This window comes from Mycolicibacter arupensis (assembly GCF_002086515.1).
In the GTDB taxonomy this organism is placed as follows: domain Bacteria; phylum Actinomycetota; class Actinomycetes; order Mycobacteriales; family Mycobacteriaceae; genus Mycobacterium; species Mycobacterium arupense.
The window spans coordinates 1-23871 of sequence record NZ_MVHH01000029.1; the positions used below are offsets into that span (position 1 = coordinate 1).

23 protein-coding genes are annotated in these 23871 nt (G+C 67.1%); 1 reads left to right on the forward strand and 22 read right to left on the reverse strand.

The window, feature by feature from the left end; genetic code table 11:
- Positions 1-276 precede the first annotated feature (276 nt).
- Positions 277-1530, reverse strand: coding sequence for a UDP-N-acetylglucosamine 1-carboxyvinyltransferase (gene murA / locus BST15_RS13760; RefSeq protein ID WP_046188801.1), 1254 nt, complete (start codon positions 1528-1530; stop codon positions 277-279).
- A gap of 100 nt (positions 1531-1630) precedes the next feature.
- On the opposite strand from murA, the gene BST15_RS13765 reads away from it, so the two are divergent.
- Complete coding sequence (locus BST15_RS13765; protein ID WP_046188802.1) at positions 1631-2221, forward strand: cob(I)yrinic acid a,c-diamide adenosyltransferase; 591 nt, start codon at positions 1631-1633, stop codon at positions 2219-2221.
- A 24-nt stretch (positions 2222-2245) separates the two neighbouring features.
- On the opposite strand, the gene BST15_RS13770 is transcribed toward BST15_RS13765, so the two are convergent.
- From BST15_RS13770 to argS, 21 genes are all read right to left on the reverse strand, one after another.
- On the reverse strand, positions 2246-2689 hold the full coding sequence (locus tag BST15_RS13770; RefSeq protein ID WP_046188803.1) for a DUF2550 domain-containing protein: 444 nt from the start codon (positions 2687-2689) through the stop codon (positions 2246-2248).
- Positions 2690-2702: 13 nt separating this feature from the next.
- A complete protein-coding gene (locus tag BST15_RS13775; protein WP_046188804.1) occupies positions 2703-3068 on the reverse strand; it encodes a F0F1 ATP synthase subunit epsilon in 366 nt (121 codons plus the stop codon).
- 34 nt (positions 3069-3102) lie between these two features.
- Positions 3103-4533 (reverse strand): F0F1 ATP synthase subunit beta, encoded by a 1431-nt coding sequence (gene atpD / locus BST15_RS13780; RefSeq protein ID WP_046188805.1) that lies wholly within the window; start codon positions 4531-4533, stop codon positions 3103-3105.
- 34 nt (positions 4534-4567) lie between these two features.
- Positions 4568-5491, reverse strand: coding sequence for a F0F1 ATP synthase subunit gamma (locus BST15_RS13785; RefSeq protein ID WP_046188806.1), 924 nt, complete (start codon positions 5489-5491; stop codon positions 4568-4570).
- 7 nt (positions 5492-5498) lie between these two features.
- Entirely contained in the window at positions 5499-7148 is a 1650-nt protein-coding gene (gene atpA / locus BST15_RS13790) for a F0F1 ATP synthase subunit alpha (RefSeq protein ID WP_046188807.1), read from the reverse strand.
- Between the two features lie 69 nt (positions 7149-7217).
- Positions 7218-8555, reverse strand: a complete 1338-nt coding sequence (locus BST15_RS13795; protein ID WP_046188808.1) for a F0F1 ATP synthase subunit B/delta — start codon at positions 8553-8555, stop codon at positions 7218-7220.
- Positions 8556-8563: 8 nt separating this feature from the next.
- On the reverse strand, positions 8564-9085 hold the full coding sequence (locus BST15_RS13800; protein WP_046188809.1) for a F0F1 ATP synthase subunit B: 522 nt from the start codon (positions 9083-9085) through the stop codon (positions 8564-8566).
- 9 nt (positions 9086-9094) lie between these two features.
- Complete coding sequence (locus tag BST15_RS13805; RefSeq protein ID WP_019735417.1) at positions 9095-9355, reverse strand: F0F1 ATP synthase subunit C; 261 nt, start codon at positions 9353-9355, stop codon at positions 9095-9097.
- 61 nt (positions 9356-9416) lie between these two features.
- Positions 9417-10172 (reverse strand): F0F1 ATP synthase subunit A, encoded by a 756-nt coding sequence (atpB, locus tag BST15_RS13810; RefSeq protein ID WP_046188810.1) that lies wholly within the window; start codon positions 10170-10172, stop codon positions 9417-9419.
- A complete protein-coding gene (locus BST15_RS13815) occupies positions 10165-10611 on the reverse strand; it encodes an ATP synthase subunit I (protein ID WP_046188811.1) in 447 nt (148 codons plus the stop codon). Before BST15_RS13815 ends, atpB begins: the two co-directional genes overlap by 8 nt.
- 121 nt (positions 10612-10732) lie before the next feature.
- Complete coding sequence (locus tag BST15_RS13820) at positions 10733-11911, reverse strand: glycosyltransferase family 4 protein (RefSeq protein WP_046686394.1); 1179 nt, start codon at positions 11909-11911, stop codon at positions 10733-10735.
- Positions 11908-12567 (reverse strand): L-threonylcarbamoyladenylate synthase, encoded by a 660-nt coding sequence (locus BST15_RS13825; protein ID WP_046188812.1) that lies wholly within the window; start codon positions 12565-12567, stop codon positions 11908-11910. The genes BST15_RS13820 and BST15_RS13825 overlap by 4 nt, the downstream gene beginning before the upstream one ends.
- The gene (prmC, locus tag BST15_RS13830; RefSeq protein WP_046188842.1) at positions 12564-13436 is read right to left on the reverse strand and encodes a peptide chain release factor N(5)-glutamine methyltransferase; all 873 of its coding nucleotides are present in this window, start codon (positions 13434-13436) and stop codon (positions 12564-12566) included. The genes BST15_RS13825 and prmC overlap by 4 nt, the downstream gene beginning before the upstream one ends.
- Before the next feature lie 32 nt (positions 13437-13468).
- On the reverse strand, positions 13469-14545 hold the full coding sequence (prfA, locus tag BST15_RS13835; RefSeq protein WP_046188813.1) for a peptide chain release factor 1: 1077 nt from the start codon (positions 14543-14545) through the stop codon (positions 13469-13471).
- A 72-nt stretch (positions 14546-14617) separates the two neighbouring features.
- On the reverse strand, positions 14618-14851 hold the full coding sequence (gene rpmE, locus BST15_RS13840; RefSeq protein WP_046188814.1) for a 50S ribosomal protein L31: 234 nt from the start codon (positions 14849-14851) through the stop codon (positions 14618-14620).
- A 223-nt stretch (positions 14852-15074) separates the two neighbouring features.
- On the reverse strand, positions 15075-17111 hold the full coding sequence (gene rho, locus BST15_RS13845) for a transcription termination factor Rho (RefSeq protein WP_046188815.1): 2037 nt from the start codon (positions 17109-17111) through the stop codon (positions 15075-15077).
- A gap of 266 nt (positions 17112-17377) precedes the next feature.
- Positions 17378-18325, reverse strand: a complete 948-nt coding sequence (gene thrB / locus BST15_RS13850) for a homoserine kinase (protein WP_046188816.1) — start codon at positions 18323-18325, stop codon at positions 17378-17380.
- Positions 18325-19407 (reverse strand): threonine synthase, encoded by a 1083-nt coding sequence (thrC, locus tag BST15_RS13855; RefSeq protein WP_046188817.1) that lies wholly within the window; start codon positions 19405-19407, stop codon positions 18325-18327. The genes thrB and thrC overlap by 1 nt, the downstream gene beginning before the upstream one ends.
- Positions 19404-20738: a homoserine dehydrogenase gene (locus BST15_RS13860; RefSeq protein ID WP_409366512.1), complete on the reverse strand. Its 1335-nt coding sequence runs from the start codon at positions 20736-20738 to the stop codon at positions 19404-19406. The genes thrC and BST15_RS13860 overlap by 4 nt, the downstream gene beginning before the upstream one ends.
- Positions 20738-22168, reverse strand: a complete 1431-nt coding sequence (gene lysA / locus BST15_RS13865; protein ID WP_046188818.1) for a diaminopimelate decarboxylase — start codon at positions 22166-22168, stop codon at positions 20738-20740. The genes BST15_RS13860 and lysA overlap by 1 nt, the downstream gene beginning before the upstream one ends.
- A complete protein-coding gene (argS, locus tag BST15_RS13870; protein WP_046188819.1) occupies positions 22165-23811 on the reverse strand; it encodes an arginine--tRNA ligase in 1647 nt (548 codons plus the stop codon). The genes lysA and argS overlap by 4 nt, the downstream gene beginning before the upstream one ends.
- Positions 23812-23871 lie beyond the last annotated feature (60 nt).

Sequence of the window (23871 nt, forward strand, 5' to 3'; positions counted from 1 at the left end):
AACAACAACAAAAAATTTCACCAAACACACTATTGAGTTCTCAAACAACACGCCTGCCTGGCTTCAGGCAACCCCGCCACTATACTCTTGAGTTGACGCTGAGTCAACTCCGAGTTTTTCGGGGCTTCCAGAAGGAGTTCCAGTCTTGCTACCTGGCTTCAGGCAGCCCCGCTACTATACTCTTTGGCTGACTTGAAGTCAACTCCGAGTTTTTCGGGGCTTCCAGAAGGAGTTCCAGGCTGCTGGCTGTTCCGCTCTGCGGCCCGCCTGCTCGACCTATATTACACGTTCTATCTCAGCACCCAAATCGCCTAGATACTCAACGAACAACGGGTACCCGCGATCGATGTGGAAAACGTCGTGGACCTCGGTCTCTCCGTCTGCGACCAGGCCCGCAAGGACCAGCCCGGCGCCGGCACGGATATCGGAGGCCCACACCGGTGCACTCGACAGCTGCGGCAAACCACGAATCACCGCGTGGTGGCCGTCGGTTCGAGCATCGGCCCCCAGCCGGATCATCTCTTCGACGAACCGGAACCTGGCTTCGAAGACGTTCTCGGTGATCATCGAGGTGCCGTCGGCGACGGCCGCGAGGCCGATCGCCATCGGCTGCAGATCGGTCGGAAATCCTGGAAACGGCAGGGTCGCGACGTTGACGGCCTTGGGCCGCTCGTACTGGACGACTCGGAAACCGTTATCGGACTGTGTCACGGTGGCCCCGGCGTCGTGCAGCTTGTGCAGGACAAGCTGCAGGTGCGACGGGTCCACACCAGTGACTGAGATGTCGCCGCGGGTCATCACCGCGGCGATCGCCCACGTAGCGGCGACGATCCGATCGCCGATCACTTCGTGTTCGGTGGGATGCAGGCGCGGTACACCCGTGATCTTCAGGGTCGGAGTGCCCGCACCCTCGACCTGCGCCCCCATCTGATTGAGCATCGTGCACAGGTCCGCGACGTCGGGCTCACGTGCCGCGTTGTGGATTGTGGTGACGCCTTCGGCCAAGACCGCGGCCATCAAGATGTTCTCGGTGGCTCCGACCGAGGGAAACTCCAGCTGGATCTCCGCGCCCCGCAGCTTGTCGGCATGTGCCACCACACACCCGTGCTCGATGTTGCAGGTGGCACCCAACTGGCGCAGGCCGGCCTGGTGCATATCCAGGGGTCGCGAGCCGATCGCATCGCCGCCCGGCAGCGCGACCTTCGCCCGCAGGCAGCGGCCCACCAGCGGCCCGAGCACACACACCGAGGCCCGGAACTGCCGCACCGCGGCGAAATCCGCGTCGTACTTGGGCTCATCCGGCGAGGTGATGCGCACCGTGGTGCCGTCGAGCTCGACGTTGGCGCCCAAACCGCGCAACACCTCGGCCATGAGGGGAACGTCGAGGATGTCCGGGCAATTGGTGATCGTGCTGGTCCCCTCGGCCAACAAGGCCGCGGCCATCAGCTTCAGGACGCTGTTCTTCGCCCCACCGACGGCGACCTCACCGGACAACCGGCTGCCCCCGGTCACAACAAAACGCTCTCCCACTCGGGTCAGTGTAGTGACGACAGGGGGGTGATCCCGACCAATCGCGACTCCGGTGAACTCCGGCCTCCCCCGGGCCTCGCTCGGAGCTAATCTAGGACCTATGTCCGTACACATCACTCGCGTCTACACCCGTACCGGCGACGACGGAACGACCGGCCTCAGCGACTTCTCCCGCGTGCCCAAGACCGATGCCCGGCTGGTGGCCTACGCCGACGTCGAGGAAGCCAACGCGGCCATCGGCGTCGCGGTGGCGCTCGGCAAGCCCGCTGATTCCGTGCGCGCCACCCTGCTGCAGATCCAGAACGACCTGTTCGACACGGGCGCGGACCTGGCTACGCCGGTTGCCGAGAACCCCGAGTACCCGCCTCTGCGGATCACCGCGGAATACGTCACCCGGGTGGAAGCACTGTGTGACGAATACAACGCGCAGTTGCCCGCGCTCGACTCGTTCATCCTGCCGGGCGGCTCTGCCCTGTCGGCACTGCTGCATGTCGCCCGCACCGCGGTGCGTCGGGCCGAGCGTTCGGCCTGGGCCGCGCTCGAGGCCTACCCCGATGGGGTCTCGATCGTCCCGGCCAAGTACCTGAATCGGTTGTCGGACTTGATGTTTGTGCTGTGCCGAGTGGCGAACACCGAAGGCGATGTGCTCTGGATGCCCGGTGGCGATCGCACTGACCGTCCCCAAAGCTAGTCCAGGCCAACAGTTTCGGACCGATCAATAACTCTGACGTCGGGTCCGCGGCGACGGACGCGCCTCCAGCCACGACAGGAACGCGGTCCGTGCGCCGCGGTCCATGGCTATCTCGAAGCCCGCTCGCCGGTCCTGAGTGACGTCGCAGAGCTCCAGAACCACGATCTCGTCGGTCATGATGTCGAACTCATCCCCGCGGGGTGCGCGGCGCGATACCACCTCGACACCTCGTCGACTCAGTCTGCGGTCCGGCCACAGCCGGACGCTGGAGAGACGATAGAAGGCGGCCTCTCCGCCTCGATAGCGGACGACACCATGGCGCCAGCCGTGTCCACCGACCGCCGGCAGGTCGCGCATGATCGCCGCCGTGCCTCCTTGCCGCAGCTTCCACAAGCGGTAGCTGAGCGCCACTACGGCGCTGAGGAGAACGACGACGAGCACGACCATGCAGATCATGGGCGTGCTCATCGGTTCACGCCTATTAGTCGATCACACCCAGGGCACGCAGCCGGGCCCGTCCCTGTGCGCTCGTCTTCGGGTCGCTGGACTGGGCCTCGTGCCGTGCGGTCGCCTCGTCGATCTCCGCGGCGAAGTCGACCGCCTCGGCCAGGATGCTGACACCCTCGTCGGTCACCGACAGGAAGCCGCCATGAACGGCCAGCCGCAGCTCGCCCTCCTCGACGCGGTCCACCCGGACCATGGCGTCGTCAACGAGCTCGGCAACCACCGGGATGTGGCCCGGTAGGATGCCGATCTCACCGACGGTGGTCCGAGTGAAGATGAATGTGGCCTTGCCCGACCACACCTTGCGGTCGACCGCGACGATGTCAACGTCAAGCTCTGCCATTACCCACCGCCTTTCGCCGTCACTGGATTCTTGGTCACAGCTTGGCGCCCAGGCTCTCAGCCTTCTTCGCCAGGTCGTCGAGACCACCGATCAGGAAGAACGCCTGCTCGGGCAGGTGGTCAAAGTCGCCCTTGGTCAGCCGGTCGAAGGCCTCGATGGTCTCCTTCAGCGGAACCGTGGAACCGGGCTGTCCGGTGAACTGCTCGGCCGCCATCATGTTCTGGCTCAGGAAACGCTCGATACGCCGCGCCCGGCCGACCAGCTGCTTGTCCTCTTCGGACAGCTCGTCGATACCGAGGATGGCGATGATGTCCTGCAGGTCCTTGTAACGCTGCAGGACCCGGATGACCTCTTGGGCGACGCGGTAGTGCTCGTCGCCGACGATGGCCGGGTCCAGAATGGTCGAGCTGGAGGCCAGCGGGTCCACCGCCGGGAAGATGCCCTTGGAGAACACCGCACGCGAAAGCTCGGTGGTGGCGTCCAAGTGCGCGAACGTGGTTGCCGGCGCCGGGTCGGTGTAGTCGTCAGCGGGCACGTACACGGCCTGCATCGAGGTGATGGAGCGACCGCGGGTCGAGGTGATCCGCTCCTGCAGCTCGCCCATCTCGTCGGCCAGCGTGGGCTGGTAACCGACGGCCGACGGCATACGGCCCAGCAGTGTCGAGACCTCGGAACCGGCCTGGGTGAAACGGAAGATGTTGTCGATGAACAGCAGCACGTCCTGGCCTGCCTCGTCGCGGAACCACTCGGCCATGGTCAGCGCCGACAGGGCGACCCGCATACGCGTGCCCGGCGGCTCGTCCATCTGGCCGAACACCAGGGCGGTGTCCTTGAGGACGTTGGCGTCCTCAAGCTCGACCCACAGGTCGTTGCCCTCACGAGTGCGCTCGCCGACGCCGGCGAACACCGAGGTACCACCGAAGTTGCGGGCAATACGGTTGATCATCTCCTGGATGAGCACGGTCTTACCCACGCCGGCACCACCGAACAGGGCGATCTTGCCGCCACGCACGTACGGGGTGAGCAGGTCGACGACCTTCAGACCGGTCTCGAGCATCTCGGTGCGCGGCTCGAGCTCGTTGAAGGCCGGGGGCTTGCGGTGGATGCCCCAGTGCTCGAAGTCTTCGCCGTAGCCTGGCTTGTCCAGGCAGTTGCCCAGGGCGTTGAACACGTGGCCCTTGACCTCGTGACCCACCGGCACCGAGATCGCCGCACCGGTGTCGGTGACCTCGGTGCCACGCACCAGGCCGTCGGTGGGCTGCATCGAGATGGTGCGAACCAGGTTGTCACCCAGGTGCTGGGCGACCTCGAGGGTCAGCGTCTTGGCCAGCTCCGAGAAGGAGATCTCCGCGTGCAGAGCGTTGAACAGCTCGGGCACCGCGCCCCGGGGGAACTCGACGTCGACGACGGGGCCGGTTACGCGCACCACGCGGCCGGCGGTTGTCTTGTCAGCGGTAACAGTCATTATCTTCTTCGCTTCCTAGTACTTACCGGGGGGCTTACCGAGACGCGTCGGCGAGGGCATTCGCACCGCCGACGATTTCGCTGATTTCCTGGGTGATCTGAGCCTGGCGCTCGCGGTTGGCCTCGAGGGTCAACGCCTTGATCAAGTCGTCGGCGTTGTCGGTCGCCGACTTCATCGCGCGCTGGCGCGAGGCCAGCTCCGAGGCCGCCGAGTCGAGCAGCGCGGCATACACGCGGGTGGTCAGATACCGCGGCAACAGCGAGTCGAACAGGGTGGTGGCATCCGGCTCGAAGGAGTAGAGCGTCTTCGGGCCGGTCTCCTCGCCCACATACTCCACCAGCATCGGGGCGATCCGGCGTGCCTCCGCCGACTGCGACAGCATCGACCGGAAATCGGTGGACACGATGTGCAACTCGTCGACCCCCAGCACCCCGTCCGCGCCGGGGTGAGTGCCGTCGTCGTCGACGCCGGCCAGGAACGCCTCAACCAGGGTCGAGGCGATCGTGGCAGCGTTCTCGTACGTCGGCTGCTCGGAGAAACCGGTCCAGGAGTCGGTGACCTCCCAGTTCCGGAAGGAGTAGTAGGCCAGCGCCTTGCGGCCCACGACGTAGAGCACCGGCTCCTTGCCCTCCGAACGCAGCAGAGCGAACAGCTCCTCTGCCCGGCGGAAGACGTTGGCGTTGTAGCCGCCACACAGACCACGGTCGGACGAGACGACCAGCACACCCGCCCGCCTGGGTTCGCTGCGCTCAACCAGCAACGGGTGGTCCAAGGCCGCCTCGGCGGCCAGGGTGGTCAGCAACCGGGTGATCTCGGCGGCGTACGGCCGTGCCGTTTCGAGGCGGGCCTGCGCCCGGCCGATACGCGAGGTGGCGATCAGCTCCTGGGCCTTGGTGATCTTCTTGATCGACCCGGCAGAGCGGATGCGCCCGCGTAGTTCGCGAAGTGTGGCTGCCATAGCGGCGTTACTTCTTCTTCGCCGGCGCGGGCTTGTGGACCTGCACCGATTCCTTGCCGAGCTTGTCCTCGTCCAGCGCCTCGACGTGCGACTCGGGCACCACCGAGCTGCCGTCAGTGGCGGCGAAGCCCTTCTTGAACTGGTTGATCACTCCGACCAGCTGCTCGTTGGCCTCATCGGAGAGCTTCTTGGACTCGCGGATGCCGGTCAGGATGTCGTTCGCCGAAGCCCGGATGTGGTCCAGGAGCTCGGTCTCGAAGCGGCCCACGTCCTCGACCGGGACCGAGTCCAGGTGTCCTTCGGTACCGAGGAAGATCGAGACCACCTGCTCCTCGACGGGCAACGGTGCGTACTGCGGCTGCTTGAGCAGCTCCACCAGGCGCGCTCCACGCTCAAGCTGAGCCTTCGACGTGGCGTCCAGGTCCGAGGCGAAGGCGGCGAAGGCCTCCAGCTCGCGGTACTGCGACAGGTCCAGACGCAGCGAACCGGCCACTTCCTTCATGGCCTTGATCTGGGCGGCGCCACCGACACGAGACACCGACACACCGACGTTGATGGCCGGCCGAACACCCTGGTTGAACAGGTCGCTCTCCAGGAAGCACTGGCCGTCAGTGATCGAGATGACGTTGGTGGGGATGTAAGCCGAGATGTCGTTGGCCTTGGTCTCGATGATCGGCAGACCGGTCAGCGAACCGCCACCCAGCTCGTCGGAGAGCTTCGCGCAACGCTCCAGCAGGCGCGAGTGCAGGTAGAAGACGTCACCCGGGTATGCCTCGCGGCCCGGCGGGCGGCGCAGCAGCAGCGAGATGGCGCGGTAGGCCTCGGCCTGCTTGGTCAGGTCGTCGAACACGATCAGCACGTGCTTGCCCGCGTACATCCAGTGCTGGGCGATGGCCGAGCCGGTGTAGGGGGCCAACCACTTGAAGCCGGCGGAGTCCGATGCCGGCGCGGCGACGATGGTGGTGTAGTCCATGGCGCCGCCCTCTTCCAGGGCGCGGCGCACGCTGGCGATGGTGGTGCCCTTCTGGCCGATCGCGACGTACACGCAGCGAACCTGCTGGTTCGGGTCGCCGGTCTCCCAGTTCTTGCGCTGGTTGAGGATGGTGTCCACGCACAGGGCGGTCTTACCGGTCTTGCGGTCGCCGATGATCAGCTGGCGCTGGCCGCGGCCGATCGGGGTCATGGCGTCGACGGCCTTGATACCGGTCTGCAGCGGCTCACTGACGCTCTGGCGCTGAACCACCGAGGGCGCCTGCATCTCCAGCGGACGGCGGGTCTCGGCCTCGATCTCGCCGCGTGCGTCGATGGGCTGGCCCAGCGGGTTCACCACGCGGCCCAGGAAGCCGTCGCCGACCGGCACCGAGAGCACCTCGCCGGTGCGCTTGACCTGCTGGCCCTGCTCGATGTTCTCGAAGTTACCCAGGATGACCGCACCGACGTTGTGCTCGTCGAGGTTCAGGGCCACACCCAGCACGCCACCGGGGAACTCGAGAAGTTCCTGGGTCATCACCGAAGGCAGACCCTCGACGTGTGCGATGCCGTCGCCGGCGTCGATGACGGTGCCGACCTCCTCGCGCGCGGTTTCGGCGCTGAAGGAGCTCACGTACTCCTCGATCGCCCCCTGAATGTCGTCAGAGGAGATTGTCAACTCTGCCATGGCTTTTCGTCTTCCTGCCTTCGAGTGGTTATTGGGCTCTGAGACCGGGTAGGTCCGGGTTGGTCTTGATCAGTCGGGCAATTGCGTCTTGGCGGCCGCGAGACGCGACGACAGCGTGCCGTCGATCACCTCGTCGCCGACCGAGATCGTCAACCCGCCCAGCAGTGCCGGGTCGAGGCCGACCTGCACCCGAACCGGGTGGCTGTAGATCCGGCTCAACACGGTGTTCAGCCGGGTGCGCTGGGCTTCACTGAGTTCCGCGGCAGCACCGACCTGCGCCACCAGCTCACCGCGGCGGGCCACGGCGATCTGCGCGAGCTCGGTGATCGCTTGGTGCGCGGACTGACCGCGCAGCAGTCGTACCGTCTGCTCCAGCAGGGCTGCCGTGATCGCGTTGGCGCCGCCGGCACCGCCCACGACATTGCGCAGCAGACCGACCCGGCGTTCGGCGGGGGTAACAGTGTCGCCGAGCAGGATGTCCAGGCGCGGCTGGGCGTCCAGCAGGCGCGAGAACCGGAACAGCTGGTCCTCCACCTCGTCCACAGTGCCCGCGCCCTCGGCCGACAGCAGCAGCGCCTGCCGAGCCACGTGCTCGACTGCGGTCACCACGTCGGCGCCATTGGACCACCGGGCCGAAGCCGCCTCGGTCACCAGCGCCAGGGCCGGAGCACCGATCTTGTCGGCAAACAGCCGCTGCACCAGGCGCACCTTCGGTGAGGCGTCCTCGGTCGGCTCGGTCAGGTGGCGCGTGACCACACTCTCGCGGCCCAGCAGTTCGGCAACCGCAGTCAGGTCACCGGCCAGCGCGGCCAGGCCCTGCTGGTCCAGCCCACCGGCCACCTCACCGAACTTGTCCAGCAGGCCGGCCAGCGCCTGACGGCTGGCCGAGCGCATCCGGACCAGGATCGGGGATTCGACCTCGACGGACTTGGGCGCCATGGCCTCAAGCTCGTCCAGGAATCGGTCCACCGTGGCCGACTGCCGTTGCGGGTCGGCCACGTGGGCGCGAACCAGCTCGGCCGCCCGCTCCACCGACTCAGCACCGAGGCCCGACCGCAGCTCGCGGACGACCTGGGCCCGCATCAGACCGACCTGCTGTCCGCCGGTGGTCTTGACCCGTTCCGCCTCGACCGCGGCCTGCGCACGCAACTGCTCGGCAATGCGCTCGGCATCCGAGCTGGCCTCCGCGGTGACCTGCTGCGCCTCAGCGGCAGCGTTTGCCAGCGCGGTGGAGTGCGCCTGACTGGCTTCAGTCAGGCGAGCGGCGGCTGCTGCCGCCTCCTCCAGCTCCTTGCGCACCGACTCCTGCTGGTCGGCCATCAATTTGCGAACCGGCGGCACCACGAACTTGACCACCAGCCACACGATGATGGCAAAGCCGACCAGCTGCCCGATGAATATCGACATCTCTGTTGCTACCGCCCCGTGCTCGCCGCGGAGAGTGCCTCGACGTCAACGCCGAGGATCCGGCTGGCCAAGGTGGCTGACAACGTCTCCACCCGGGCCTGCAGCTGCTCACTCACCGCATCGCCTTCCTGCTTGAGTTGGTCGTTGGCGGCCTGCAATGTCGAGGCCACCTCCGCCTCTGCCGCCGACCGCTGTTCGTCGATCGCCTTGCGACCCTCGGCCCGAGCTTCGTCTCGTGCCGTGGACGCCGCAAGGCGCGCCGCCGCCATCTGCTTCTCGTAGTCGGCGTCGGCGGCCGCGAACTGCTCGGCGGACTCCCTGTTGTTGGCGAGTGTCTTGGTGATCATGTTCTCGCGCTCCCGCAGCACCTTCATGATCGGCGGCACCACGAAGGTACTGATCACGCCGAGAACGATCACGAAGATCGCGAGTACGACGAAGAAGGTGCCGTCGGGAATGAGGAAGCTCTTCTTCGGGCCTTCCTCAGCTGCCTCGCTCAGGGCGAGGACAACAACGCTCATGTCACCCATCGTGTTGCGTTACTGCTGCGCAGCGATCGGGGTGGCGAAGACGAACAACGCCATGAAGGCCAGGTTGATGAAGTAGGCCGCCTCGACCAGACCAACGGTGATGAAGAACGGGGTGAACAGGCGACCCTGAGCCTCGGGCTGACGAGCGATACCGGCGATCAGAGCGTTACCGGCGATACCGTCACCGATACCGGCGCCGATGGCGCCACCGCCCATGATGAGACCGCCGCCGATGAGGGCACCAAGTCCGATCAGATTGGGATCTGCCATTTCATTCCTCCTTGCTAGCTGGTAGTGCTCTACCAGGTCTGATGTGGTCGTACAGGTGGTTCTAGTGGTGGTCTTCTTCGAGCTCCATGGCCTGACTGAAGTACAGGATGGTCAGCAGCGCGAAGATGAATGCCTGGATGAGTCCGACGAACAGGTCGAAGGTCTTCCAGATCGCGTTGGGGGCCACCATGAAGACCGGTCCCAGCAACGCGATCAGGCTGACCAGGATGCCGCCGGCGAAGATGTTGCCGAACAGACGCAGGGACAGCGAGACCGGCTTGGCGATCTCCTCGACCAGGTTGATCGGCGCCAAGACGGCGACGTGGCCCTTGAGGACCCGCACCGGGTGGCCGATGAAGCCGCGGCGCCAGAAGCCGGCCAGGTGATAGCCGACGAACACGAACATGGCCAGCGCCAGCACGAAGTTGATGTCGGCCGCGGCAGAGGACAGCAGTTCATGGACGCCGTGCTCGTCGCCGTATTGCACCGGCAGCACCGACAGCCAGTTGCAGACCAGGATGAACACAAAGATCGTGACCGCCAGCGGCAGCACGAACGGGGCGATCTTCATCCCGATGGCGCCTTCGATCTGGTTGCGCATCTGAATGGTGATCGCTTCGAAGAACAGCTGCACCCCGCTGGGGACGCCGGTCGAGGTGACCTTGGCGCGCAGGAACAGCGCCAAGGCGATCACGATCACCGCCGCGATCGCGGTGGAGGTGATGGTGTCGATGTTGACCTCACCGACCAGCGGCCATACCGCGGTCTCGTGGTGGCCGACCTCGATGCCACCCTCGGCCAGGATCGACTCAGTCATTTTCCGTCCCTTCAGCGCCGGACTCTGACGCTTGCGCGCGGAGCTTCTTTACCACTGGCAGCATGGTGCTGAGCACCAGAACCACCTCGAACAGGGCCAGTCCGAACAGGACCCCGAGGCCCTCCGGTCGGAACTGGTAAGCAATCGCCAGACCGATCACGCTGATGACCAGCAGACGGGACGCCGAATTCAGCGCCATCTTCTTCTTCAGCGGGTGGTCCGAGGCGGTGATCTTCAGCGCCGACCGGCGGATCAGCAGCGCATTGCCCAACCCGAGCGCCAGACCCAGCCCGAAGAACACTCCGAACATCGGGCGGCCGAACTGGGCGGCGGCGGCGATCGCGGCACCGGTCAACACTGCACAGATCAGCAGCAGCCGAACCGGCTGGAATACCACCGACGGCAACACCAACGGCGCATCCTGCGCTGGTGTCGTCACCGCCTCACCCCAATCTGAGTCTGCTCTGCGTCACTGTCGTCATCGTGAAGTCGCCCGCCGAGCGTATCGGATGCCCGAACGCACTGTGGAACCACCTACAACACCATCCTAGACGGTGCTACTACCGCGCGTCGTAGGGGCCGTCTTCCGGGTCGCCGTCCCGGCGTAGCAACGGGATGAGCGTAACGACAATCGCGATGAGCATCGCACCCAGCATCACCGCGCCGGTGTAGCGCGGGTCGAAGAATATGGTTCCGGCCGCACCGAACGCCACGATCGCCGTCCACAAATAGATCAGCAGCACCACCCGGCGGTCGGAGTGGCCGATCTGCAGCAATCGGTGGTGCAGGTGCATCTTGTCCGGGCTGAAGGGACTCAGTCCGGCACGCGTGCGCCGGATGATCGCCAGCAAAACGTCCAGCGCCGGCACGCACATCACGGCCGCCACCAGCAGGAACGGCGACAACAACGCGAAGACGTCGCGGGCGCCGTAGGCGGTCTGGGAGATGGGGCCGGCCGCGGTGGTGGACGCCGCGGCCAGCATCAGGCCGATCAGCATCGAACCGGAGTCGCCCATGAAGATCTTCGCGGGGCTGAAATTGTGCGGCAGGAATCCCAGACAAGCCCCGGCCAGCACCACCGAGATCAAGGCGGGCGGGTAGAACAGCACGTCGCCGCCGTGGTCCTGCAACACACCCACGGAGAACATGCAGATCGCCAGCGCAGTGATCAGCCCCAACCCCGCGGCGAGCCCATCCAGACCGTCGACGAAGTTCATCGCGTTGACGATCGAGACCGTCAGCGCCAGCGTCAGCAGGATCGACGACACCTGATCCAGCACCACGGTTCCGACGCCGCCGATCGGAATGTAAAGCACGCTCCACGCCACACCCATGGTGACCAGCACGCTGGCCGCGGTGATCTGGCCGGCGAACTTGGTCAGCGCGTCCAGTCCCCACTTGTCATCGAGCAGGCCGATCCCCATGATCACGCCACCGGCCAACACCACAGCGGGCATGCCGGTCGAGTACACGAAGCCGCGCGTCAGGGCCGGTAGCTGTGAGGCCAGGAAGATCCCGGCGACGATGCCGACGTACATGGCCAGCCCGCCCATTCGCGGGGTCGGCTGCACGTGTACGTCGCGCTCACGCGGGTAGGCCACCGCCCCGATCCGGGTGGCCATCCAGCGGACCGGGCCGGTGGTGAAGTAGGTGATGATCGCGGCAGTGAGCCCGACCAGCGCCAACTCACGCAACGGCACACCGGCACCGCGGTCGGCCAGCGCCAGCAAGCTGGTCACGGCGCCCCTGCCAGCACATCCGGGTCCATGCCCAACACCGCCCCGATCTGTTCGGCGGATACCGGTCCGGTTCGGACGATTCTGGGTGCGGGACCGGTCAGATCGACGATCGTCGAGGCCTCCCCCTGCTCGGCTGGGCCTGCGTCGAGGTAGACGGCGACGGACTCCCCCAGCTGCTGTTGCGCCTCGCCGGCCTCGACCGCGGGCGGGCTGCCGGAGACGTTGGCACTGGACACCGCCATGGGGCCCACCGCCTTGAGGACCTCGAGGGCCACCGGGTGCAGCGGCATCCGCACCATAACGGTGCCACGGGCTTCACCCAGATCCCACTGCAGCGACGGCGCCTGCGTGACGATGAGACTGATGGCACCGGGCCAGAATGCCCGGATCAGCTCGCGTGCCGGGTCAGGAACGATGAGCGCCAGTCCGTCGATGGAGTTCCACGATCCGACCAGAACGCCGACCGGCATGTCGCGACCGCGCCGCTTGGCCGCCAGCAACGCAGTGACGCCGGCGGCATTGAAGGCGTCCGCGCCGATGCCGTACACGGTGTCGGTGGGCAGCACCACCAGGCGACCGCCGCGGACGGCGTCGATCGCCGCAGCGATCCCAGCTGCACGCTGCCCGGCATCTGCGCAGTCGAAAACCTCTGTCATGGTTGACCGTTCCTGATCGCTGTCACGAACCGGAGCCGCCCAGTCAGGTCGGGCCGGGACACTGCTTCATCGAAAAGCCCTGTGCCGCAAACGGTGCGAACGGTGACCTCTGACGTGGTGTCGTCGTGCTCGACGACGAACAGAGCGCCCGGGCGCAGCAGCCGCCCGGCAAGGGCGGCCAGCGGCGTGATCACCGACATCCCGTCCACGCCGCCGAACAGTGCACGCTGCGGATCATGCAGGGCCACTTCAGGATCAAGCTCGGCACCCTCGGGAATGTAGGGCGGGTTGCTGACCATCAGGTCCACCTTCCCGTCCCACTCCGACAGCACACCGGCAGCGGTGACGTCGGCCTGGATCAATTCCACTGCCGTGCCCGCACAGTTGCGTCGCGCATACCCCAGCGCCTCTTCGGAGTCCTCGACGGCCAGCACCCGGGCCCCGGGGAAACTCCGGGACAGTGCGATCGCCAGCGCGCCGGAGCCGGTGCAGGCGTCGACGATCACCGCATCAGAGCCGAGTTTTTGAGCCGCGCCATGGTTGACTGCCCACTCCAGCAGGGCCTCCGTCTCCGGCCGCGGGGTGAAGACGCCCGGCCCCACCTCAAGCAGCACGGGACCGAAGGCCGCGGTGCCGATCAGGTGCTGCAGCGGTATTCGCGAGCTGCGCGCGGCGACCAGGTCCCGGTATCGCTGAAAGAACTCGTCTCCGGGTGGGTCCAGCAGGGCAAGCCGGCCGCGTTCGGTGCCGGCGGCATGAGCGGCCAGCTCTTCGGCGTCGTAGCGGGCGGAGTCGATCCCGGCGTCGGCGAACAGCGCCGCGGCGGAGTCGATGGCGTCCCGGAGTTCGATTGTCCGACTCCTTCTCATCGCTTCGCTCTGCAGCGTCGCCGGACGGAGGCTCACGCCGTCCCCTGTAACCGGGTTTCCCTATCGGCGGCTGCCAGCGCGTCGAACATCGGGTCGAGATCCCCATCGAGGACCTGGTCGAGGTTGTGCGCCTTGTAACCGATGCGGTGGTCGGTGATCCGGTTCTCCGGGAAGTTGTAGGTGCGGATGCGCTCGCTGCGGTCCACGGTGCGGATCTGGCTGGCACGGTCGGCGGAGGCGTCGGCCTGCGCCTGCTCCTCGGCCACGGCCTGCAGCCGAGCGGCCAGGACCTGCAGCGCACGCGCCTTGTTCTGCAGCTGCGACCGCTCGTTCTGACAGGTCACGACGATCCCGGTCGGCAGATGGGTGATCCGCACCGCAGAGTCGGTGGTGTTGACCCCCTGGCCGCCCTTGCCCGAGGAGCGATAGACGTCGATGCGCAGATCCGACTCATCGATGGCGACCTCGGCCACCTCTTCGGGTTCGGGGTAGACCAAAACCCCGGCCGCAGAGGTGTGCACGCGACCCTGCGATTCGGTGACCGGGACCCGCTGCACGCGGTGCACGCCGCCCTCGAACTTCATCCGCGACCACACGCCGTCGGCGCTGTCGCCCTTGCTGGCGATGGTCAAGGTGGCGTCCTTGTAGCCGCCGAGGTCCGAGGTGGTCTCGTCGAGGATCGTGACCTTCCAGCCCTGACGCTCGGCGTAGCGGATGTACATCCGGGCCAGATCGGCGGCGAACAGCGCCGACTCTTCACCGCCTTCGCCGGATTTGACCTCCAGCACGATGTCGTCGGCGTCATGCGGATCGCGCGGCGCCAGCATGTCGGTGAGCGCGGTGTCCAGCTCGACGACATGGGTTTCCAGCTCGCGGACCTCGTCGGCGAAAGACGAATCGTCGGCAGCCAGTTCTCGCGCCGCCTCCAAGTCGCCGCGGGCGGCCTCGAGTTTGCGATGAGTGGCCACAATGGGCGCCAACTGCGCAAAGCGCCGCCCGGCTCGGCGCGCCTCAGCCGGATCGTTGTGCAGTTCGGGATCGGACAACTGCGTTTCCAGGGCGGCGTGTTCAGCCAGCAGGGCGTCGATCCCCTGGGTGCTTTGGGTCATCTCACCTCCATCCCCGAACGCACGCCGACGCCCGGATGACGTGCTGGCACGTTCCGGGCGTCGGTGAGGGAACTACTTGTCGGCGGTCGCTGCGCCGGCGTTGCGCTTGCCGTAGCGCTTCTCGAAGCGCGCGACCCGGCCGCCGCTGTCGAGGATCTTCTGCTTGCCGGTGTAGAACGGGTGGCACTGCGAGCAGACCTCGACCACGATGTGGCCGCTCTCCTTGGTGCTGCGGGTGGTGAAGCTGTTGCCACAACCGCAGACCACGGTGGTCTCGCCGTAGGCAGGGTGAATGCCAGTTTTCATGATGTCCTCTTCATTCGTTGGCCGCCGGGTCGCCCGCCTTCGAAGTGGAGGCGAACGTGAACCGGAACCTGAGGTGGTTGATTATGCCAGCTGCGCTGTCGCCCCCCAAAACGCCGGGAGCGGCGTTCGCATTCCTGGGGGCTGAGCCTGAGCTTGCAGCCACGGCTGTGGAAGCGGTAGCGGCCACAGCCCTGACGGCAATCTCGACGCTGGACAACCTCGGTCAGTCGTTGTCCATTCCCGGCGTGGTCTTGGAGACCTGCACCAGGAACTCGTAGTTGTTCTTGGTCTTGCGCAGCTGGCTCATCAACAGGTCGATGGCCTGGTGCGAGTCCAGCCCCGACAGCAGGCGGCGCAGCTTGTGCACGATCGCGAACTCATCCGGCGAGAGCAGCAGCTCGTCCTTACGGGTGCCGGACGGGTTGACGTCCACGGCCGGGAACACCCGGCGTTCGGCGATCTTGCGGTCCAGCTTGAGCTCGGCGTTACCGGTGCCCTTGAACTCCTCGAAGATCACCGTGTCGCCGGTGGAACCGGTCTCCACCATCGCGGTGGCGATGATGGTCAGCGAGCCGCCGTTCTCGATGTTGCGGGCCGCGCCCAGGAACCGCTTGGGCGGATACAGCGCGGTGGAGTCCACACCACCGGACAGGATGCGGCCCGACGCCGGCGAGGCGTTGTTGTAGGCACGACCCAGTCGGGTGATCGAGTCCAGCAGCACGACAACGTCCTTGCCCTGCTCCACCAGACGCTTGGCCCGCTCGATGGCCAGCTCGGCGGCCTGGGTGTGGTCCGACGGCGGCCGGTCGAAGGTCGAGGCAATGACCTCGCCCTTGACCGAACGCTGCATGTCGGTGACCTCTTCAGGGCGCTCATCGACCAGCACCACCATCAGGTGGCATTCGGGGTTGTTGCGGGTGATCGCGTTGGCGATGTCCTGCATGATCGTGGTCTTACCGGCCTTGGGCGGCGACACGATCAGCGCGCGCTGTCCCTTGCCGATCGGCATGATCAGGTCGATGACGCGGGTGGTCAGCTTGTCCCCCGAGGTCTCCAAGCGCAGCCGCTGGTTCGGGTACAGCGGGGTCAGCTTGGTGAAGTCCGGACGATTCCGGGCCTCCTCAACCGGTCCGCCGTTGACCGAGTCCAGCCGCACCAGCGGGTTGAACTTCTGCCGCTGGTTGGGCTGGTCGCCGTCGCGGGCCACCCGCACCGCGCCGGTCACCGCGTCGCCGCGGCGCAGGCCGTTCTTGCGGACCATGTTCATCGAGACGTAGACGTCGTTGGGTCCGGCCAGGTAGCCCGACGTGCGCACGAACGCGTAGTTGTCCAGCACGTCGAGGATGCCGGCGACCGGCTGGACGACGTCGTCTTCACGCAGCTCGGCGTCGCCACCGGCCCCGCCGCCCTCGCCGCCGCGCTCGCCACGGCGACGCCGGTCACGGAAACGCCGGCCGCGGCGGCCACCGCGGCCTTCGTCGTCGTCGCCTCCGCGGTTGCCCTGCTCGCCGCCTTGGTCGTCGTTCTTGGACTGAGCGGACTCGTCGGCCTTGCCGTCATTCTTGGCGCCGTCACGCTCACGGCGTCCGCCGGACTGCTCGCCCTTGTCCGCCTTCTCGGCCTTCTCGGCCTTGTCAGCCTTGTCTGTCTTCTCGGCCTTGTCTTCGGCTCGGTCCTGTTTGCCGGACTCACCCTGGGGGGCATCCTCGGCGGGGTTGTCCTGCCCGGCCGCCTTGTCGGACTCGGCCGACTTGTCGGACTCCGCACCATTGGCCGCGGGGGCGCCGGTCGAACGGCTGGCGCCACGGCGTTCACGACGACGAGGTGCTCCCTGGGCCTCTGATGCGTCGGCCTGGGCCGTCTCGGCACCGTTGGTGGCGCCGTTGGTGGCCGGCTCGGCGGCGGGCTGAGCGGCCGGCGCGTCGCTGCCACCGCTGTTAACCTCGCGGATGGCGGCGATCAGTTCGCTCTTGCGCATCCCCGAGGAACCCTTGACGCCCACGCGGTTGGCCAGGGCCCGCAGCTCAGGCAGCACCATCGACGACAGGGCCGCATCGGTGGCGGCTGCGCCGTTGTCGGGCGCGGGGGCGGGTGCGGACTCGGTGACGACCGGGGCCGGGGTTGCTTCTTCCGGGGCGGACGGCGCGGCGTCACTACCGCCGGCAGCCACGTCCGTGCTGGTCTCGGGAGTGCTCGGGGGGGTCGACAGCGATTCCTGGTCGGTGCTGCCTTCAGCCGCGAAGAGGTCCGTTTCGGTCACGGATTTCCTTTCTTCCCTCGTCGGTTCTCTCACGCGAGGGGCTTGGTTGCAATCAGCGGACTCGCCGAGTGCGTGTCACCGTCGACTGTTTTAACGGTGTTACCCGAATAGACGGCGTCATAACGCAAACCGTCAACTTCGGGAAGAATTTGGTGGCATCCCGTTTGACATTGCAGTCTGATTCAGGTGCTAATGCCGCGAATGCGGGACGGGACCGAGGATAGCCCGCTTCTGTGCTCGACGCAACAGACGGCGCCCGGCGCGCCTTAACCGGCGACCGCAACTCCGGAGTTCCACTTGACCGCGTTGCCGGCCGGCATCTGCGTGACGTTGAACACCTGCGCCTCCGGTGACGCGAGCACCTCGGGCGGCAATTGGGTCGCGGTGGTCAGCGCGATCACCGCAGGTCCGGCACCCGAAAGCACCGCGGCGATCCCGTGGCGGCGCAGCAGCTGCAGGAATGCCGCCGACTCCGGCTGCGCGGCGCCACGCTGCGGCTGGTGCAGCACGTCCTCGGTGGCAGCCATCAGCAGATCGGGCCGCTCGGTCAGTGCCACCACCAGCAGGGCAGCCCGGCTCAGGTTGAAGCGGGCGTCGCGGTGGCTGACCTGCTCGGGCAACAGCGCACGAGTCTCGGCGGTCGACGAACGCAGCTGCGGGATCGCCGGAAACAGGCGGATATCGGGGTGCAGGCGCAGGGGTGCAGCGGAGTACTCGACACCACCCTTGCCGTCATCGGCGGTCCAGGAGACCACCGCGCCGCCCAGCACCGCGGCAGCCGCGTTATCGGGATGTCCCTCGAACTCCGAAGACAGCTGGATCAACTGCGACTCGGTCAGCACCGGCCGATCCACCTGCGCGACAAGACCATTCACCACTGCCAACCCACCGACCACGGCGGCGGCCGACGAGCCGAGGCCACGCTGATGCGGAATGGCGTTGCGGCAGCGCACCACCATTCCGGGCGCTTCCACCCCGGCCTCCTGCAGCCCCCGCAGGATGCCTTGAACCACAAGGTGATCCGAGGTAAGCGGTACCTGACCGGCACCCTCTCCCTCGACATGCACCACCAGGCCGGACTCGACAGTCTCGACGATCACCTCGTCGTAGAGTCCAAGAGCCAGACCCAGGCTGTCGAAGCCGGGACCCAGGTTGGCGCTCGACGCCGCAACCGCGACGCTGGCCGTCAACCCGGTGGGCAACAGCTGGACCACTAGGCCAGCCCCAATTCGGCAACCACTACGGCCGCGTCGACGGGCACGGCCCTCACCTCGGGCATGCCCTTGAGCGCGGTGTCGGGGTCTTTGAGACCGTTGCCGGTCACGGTGCACACCACCGTCGAACCGCGCGGCACCCAGCCGTCCTCCACCGACTTGAGCAGTCCGGCAATGCTGGCCGCCGAGGCCGGCTCGACGAACACGCCTTCGGACTGCGCCACCAGGTGATAGGCGGCCAGGATCTCGTCGTCGGTGGCGGCTAGGAACCGTCCGCCCGAATCCACCTGCGCCTCGACGGCCTGGGTCCAGGACGCCGGCGAGCCGATGCGGATCGCGGTGGCGATGGTCTCGGGGTTCTTGACCGGCTCGCCGAGCACCAGGGGCGCCGCGCCGGCGGCCTGGGTGCCGAGCATCTTCGGCAGCTTCTCGGTCAGACCGTCGGCGAAGTACTCCCGGTAGCCCTTCCAGTACGCGGTGATGTTGCCGGCGTTACCGACCGGCAGCGAGTGGATGTCCGGTGCGGTGCCCAACGCGTCGACGATCTCGAATGCCGCGGTCTTCTGCCCCTCGATACGCACCGGGTTCACCGAGTTCACCAGCGAGATGGTCGGGAAGTCGGTGGCCATCTTGCGGGCCAGTTCCAGGCAGTCGTCGAAGTTGCCGTCGATCTGGATGATCTTGGCGCCGTGCATGACCGCCTGGGCGAGCTTGCCCATGGCGATCTTGCCCTGCGGGATCAGCACCGCACAGGTGATGCCGGCACGCGCGGCGTAAGCCGCCGCCGAGGCCGAGGTGTTGCCGGTCGAGGCGCACAGCACCGCCTGCTGGCCGCGGGCCACCGCGTCGGTGACCGCCATCGTCATCCCGCGGTCCTTGAACGAACCGGTCGGGTTGAGCCCCTCGACTTTGAGGTGCACCGTGCAGCCGGTCTGCTCGGAGATGCGCTTGGCGTGGATCAGCGGGGTGCCGCCTTCGTGCAGCGTGACCGGAGTCCAGTCATCGCCGATCGGAAGCCGATCGCGGTAGGCGTTGATCAGGCCGGGCCAGGGGCGGTGGATCGGTGTCCGGGTGGAGCTCACTGGTCTGTTCCTTCCAGGCGTAGCACGCTGGCGATCCGCTGGACTGCGTCCAGCTCAGCCAGTGCTGCAACGGTTTTCGACAATGCCGCGTCGGCGGCCCGGTGGGTGACCACCACGATGCGCGCACCGATTAGGTGACCTTCACCGTCGGCCACGCCCTCTTGACGCACCTCGGCGATGCTCACCCCGTGGGCGGCGAACTCCGCCGCCACGGTAGACAGCACGCCGGGCTTGTCGGCGACGTCCATGCTCACGTAGTAGCGGGTCTGCACGTCGCCGATCGGCGCGATGGCCAATTCGGCGTACTTGGACTCGCGCGGCCCACGCCCACCCTGGACCCGATTGCGGGCCGCCATCACCAGGTCACCGGTGACCGCCGATGCGGTGGGGGCACCCCCGGCGCCCTGGCCGTAGAACATCAGCCGGCCGGCGGCCTCAGCCTCGACCACCACCGCGTTGAACGCTCCGTTGACCGTGGCCAACGGGTGGGTCAGCGGCACCAAAGCCGGATATACCCGGGCCGAAACCCGCTGCTGCCCATCACTTCCGGTGATGCGCTCGCAGATGGCCAGCAATTTGATGGTGCAGCCCAATGCGCGCGCCGAGGTGAAGTCCACCGGGCTGATCCCGGTGATGCCCTCGCGATAGACGTCATCGGCCGTCACCCGGGTGTGGAAGGCGATCGAGGCCAGAATGGCGGCCTTGGCCGCGGCGTCATAGCCCTCGACATCGGCGGTCGGGTCGGCCTCGGCGTAGCCCAGCGCACTCGCGTCGGCCAGCGCGCTGGTGTAGTCGGCTCCGGTGGAGTCCATTTCGGACAGGATGTAGTTGGTGGTGCCGTTGACGATGCCGGCCACCCGCAGCACGGTGTCACCGGCCAGCGACTGGATCAGCGGCCGAATCACCGGGATGGCACCGGCGACGCTGGCCTCGAAGTACATGTCCACCCGCGCGTTCTCGGCTGCCTCGGCCAGCTCGCCGGTGGACCGCGACAGCAGCGCCTTGTTGGCGGTGACGACGGACTTGCCGTGCGCAATCGCCGTCAGGATCGCCTTGCGGGCCGGTTCGACCGGACCCATCAACTCGACAACGATGTCGACGTCGCTGCGCGACACCAGAGCGTCGATGTCGTCGGTGAGCAATTCCTGCGGCACGCCGCGATCGGCGGCCACCCGGCGCACCCCGACACCACGCAGCACCAGTGGCGCACCGATGCGTGCGGCCAGGTCATCAGCGCTGGACTCAAGAATGCGGACCACTTCGGCGCCGACGTTGCCCAAGCCGAGAACGGCGACCCCGACGGGGGCTCCGGACACCTGCGAAACGGACACTAGCTACCCACCTCCAGGCTGATCAGGTCTTCGACGGTCTCCCGGCGCAGCATAAGGCGCGCTTTCCCATCGCGTACCGCCACCACCGCCGGGCGGGTGAGCAGGTTGTACCGGCTCGACATCGAGTAACAGTAGGCGCCGGTGGCGGCCACAGCGATCAGGTCGCCGGGAACCATGCCGTGGGGCACCCAGGTGTCGCGGACGATGATGTCGCCGCTCTCGCAGTGCTTGCCGACGATGCGCGCCAGCTCCGGGAGGGCGTCGGAATCGTCCAGGGTGCGCGAGACCAGCCGCACGTCGTAGTGCGCGTCGTACAGCGCCGGACGGATGTTGTCGCTCATTCCACCGTCGACGCTGACGTAGCGACGGTGCGCGGTGGCGCTGACGGCGACGTCTTTGACGGTGCCCACCTCATAGAGCGTCACCGTGCCCGGCCCGGCGATGGCGCGGCCGGGCTCGACCACTAACTGGGGCGTGGGCAGGCCGACGGCGGCGGATTCATCGCGCACGATCGCGGCGAGCTTGCCGGCCAGCTCGGCCATCGGCGGCGGGTCATCTTGCGGCAGATACGAGATGCCCAGTCCCCCACCCAGGTCGATGACGGAGAGCTGCGCGGTCTTCTCGACACCGAATTCGGCGACCACATCACGGAGCAGCCCGATCACCCGGCGGGCGGCCAGCTCGAAGCCGGCGACGTCGAAGATCTGCGATCCGATGTGGCTGTGCAGACCGATCAGGCGCAGGTGCTCGGTGGCGAACACCCGCCGGATGGCCTCGATCGCCGCACCGCTGGCCAGTGACAGCCCGAACTTCTGATCTTCGTGGGCGGTCGAGATGAACTCGTGGGTGTGGGCCTCTACACCCACGGTGACGCGCACCAGTACGTCTTGCACGACGCCGGCCTCCGCGGCAACGGCGTTGAGCCGGTCGATCTCGATCAGCGAGTCGAGCACGATGTGCCCGACCCCGGCGTTGACCGCAGTGGTCAGCTCGGCAACCGATTTGTTGTTGCCATGCAGGGTGATTCGCTCAGCCGGGAACCCGGCGTGCAGCGCGACCGCAAGCTCACCACCGGTTGCGACGTCCAGGCACAGGCCCTCCTGGTCGATCCAGCGCGCGATCTCACTGCACAGGAAGGCCTTGGCGGCGTAGTGCACGTTGTCGCCGCCACCGAACGCGGCGGCGATCTCGCGGCAGCGTCCCCGGAAGTCGTCCTCGTCGATGATGAACAGCGGGGTGCCGAACTCGGCGGCCAGATCGGTGACTTTCACCCCGGCGATGCTGGTGACACCGTCGGCATCACGAACTGTGTTGCGCGGCCAGACGTTCGGCGCGAGCTGCAGCAGCTGCTGCGGGGTCTGGGGCCGCGGCGGCAGGCCGTCGTGCTGGATCTCTTCGGCGTGCCGGGGACCGGCGGGGTGGACGTTCACATGCGCTCCGGTGCGCTCACGCCGAGGATGTCCAGCCCATTGGCTATCACCTGGCGGGTGGCCTGACACAACGCAAGCCGCGCGGCGTGCAGATCGCCCGGCTCCTCATCGCCCTGGGGCAGCACTCGGCAGCTGTCGTAGAACCGGTGGTAGTCACCGGCCAGGTCTTCGAGGTACCGGCACACTCGGTGCGGTTCACGCAGTGCAGCAGCGGTTTCCAGCACCCGGGGGAACTCGCCCAGGTTGCGGATCAGCGCGCCTTCCTTCTCGTGGTCCAGCAACCCCAGGTTGGCGGTGGCGGGCTCCAGTCCCAGGTCGGCGGCGTTGCGGGCCAGCGCGCACAGCCGGGCGTGCGCGTATTGCACGTAGTAGACCGGGTTCTCGTTGCTCGCCGAGGACCACAGCTCCAGGTCGATGTCGATGGGGCTGTCCACCGAGGAGCGGGTCAGGCTGTAGCGGGCGGCGTCCACGCCGATGGCCTCGACCAAGTCATCGAGGGTGATGACGGTGCCGGCGCGCTTGCTCATCTTGACCGGCTGACCGTCACGGACCAGGTTGACCATCTGGCCGATCAGCACCTCGACGGTAGCCGGGTCGTCACCGAAGGCAGCCGCGGCGGCCTTGAGCCGGGCGATGTACCCGTGGTGGTCGGCGCCGAGCATGTAGATGCACAGGTTGAAGCCGCGCTCGCGCTTGTCCAGGTAGTAGGCCAAGTCGCCGGCGATGTAGGCGGGCTTGCCGTCGCTCTTGATGACGACACGGTCCTTGTCGTCTCCGTAGGAGCTGGTGCGCAGCCAGGTGGCGCCATCTTTTTCGTAAATGTTCCCGTTGGCGCGCAATCGCTCGATGGCCTGCTCGACGCGGCCCGAGGTGTGCATGGAGTCTTCGTGGGTGAACACGTCGAAGTCGGTGCCGAACTCGTGCAGTGACTTCTTGATGTGGGTGAACATCAGGTCGACGCCGATCTCGCGGAACGTCTCCTGCGCGTCCGGACCGGTCAGGGCGTCGGGGGCCTTGGCCTGGATCTGGGCCGCGATGTCGGTGATGTAGGCCCCGGCGTAGCCGTCTTCGGGGGCCGGCTCGCCCTTGGCGGCGGCGATCAGCGAGTTGGCGAAGCGGTCGATCTGGGCACCGTGGTCGTTGAAGTAGTACTCGCGGGTGACCGAGGCCCCCTGCGTGCTCAGCAGCCGGCCCAGCGCGTCGCCGACCGCGGCCCAGCGGGTGCCGCCGATGTGGATGGGGCCGGTGGGGTTGGCCGAGACGAACTCCAAGTTGACATTGAGCCCGTCGAACTCCCGGGAGTGGCCGTACCCGGCGCCCGCGGTGATGATGTTGGCGACCACGGCGCCCTGCGCCGAGGCCTCGATGCGCAGGTTCACAAAGCCCGGTCCGGCGATCTCGGCGGCGGCGATGCCATCGGCCTGCGTCAGCGCCTGCGCCAGCCATCCGGCCAGCTCACGCGGGTTGACGCCCACCTTCTTGCCCAGCTGCAGAGCCAGGTTGGTGGCGTAGTCACCGTGTTCGGGGTTGCGCGGCCGCTCGACCGTCACCGTCGCGGGCAACGCGGCGGGGTCCAGGTCGTGCTCGGCCAGCACCGCGGCGGCGGTGGTCTTGAGCAATTCGGCCAGATCGGCAGGGGTCACGAGGCCCCATCTTATGGTCTGACGTGGTCAGGCCCCGAATCCGTCCGGTTCGGGGGTCCG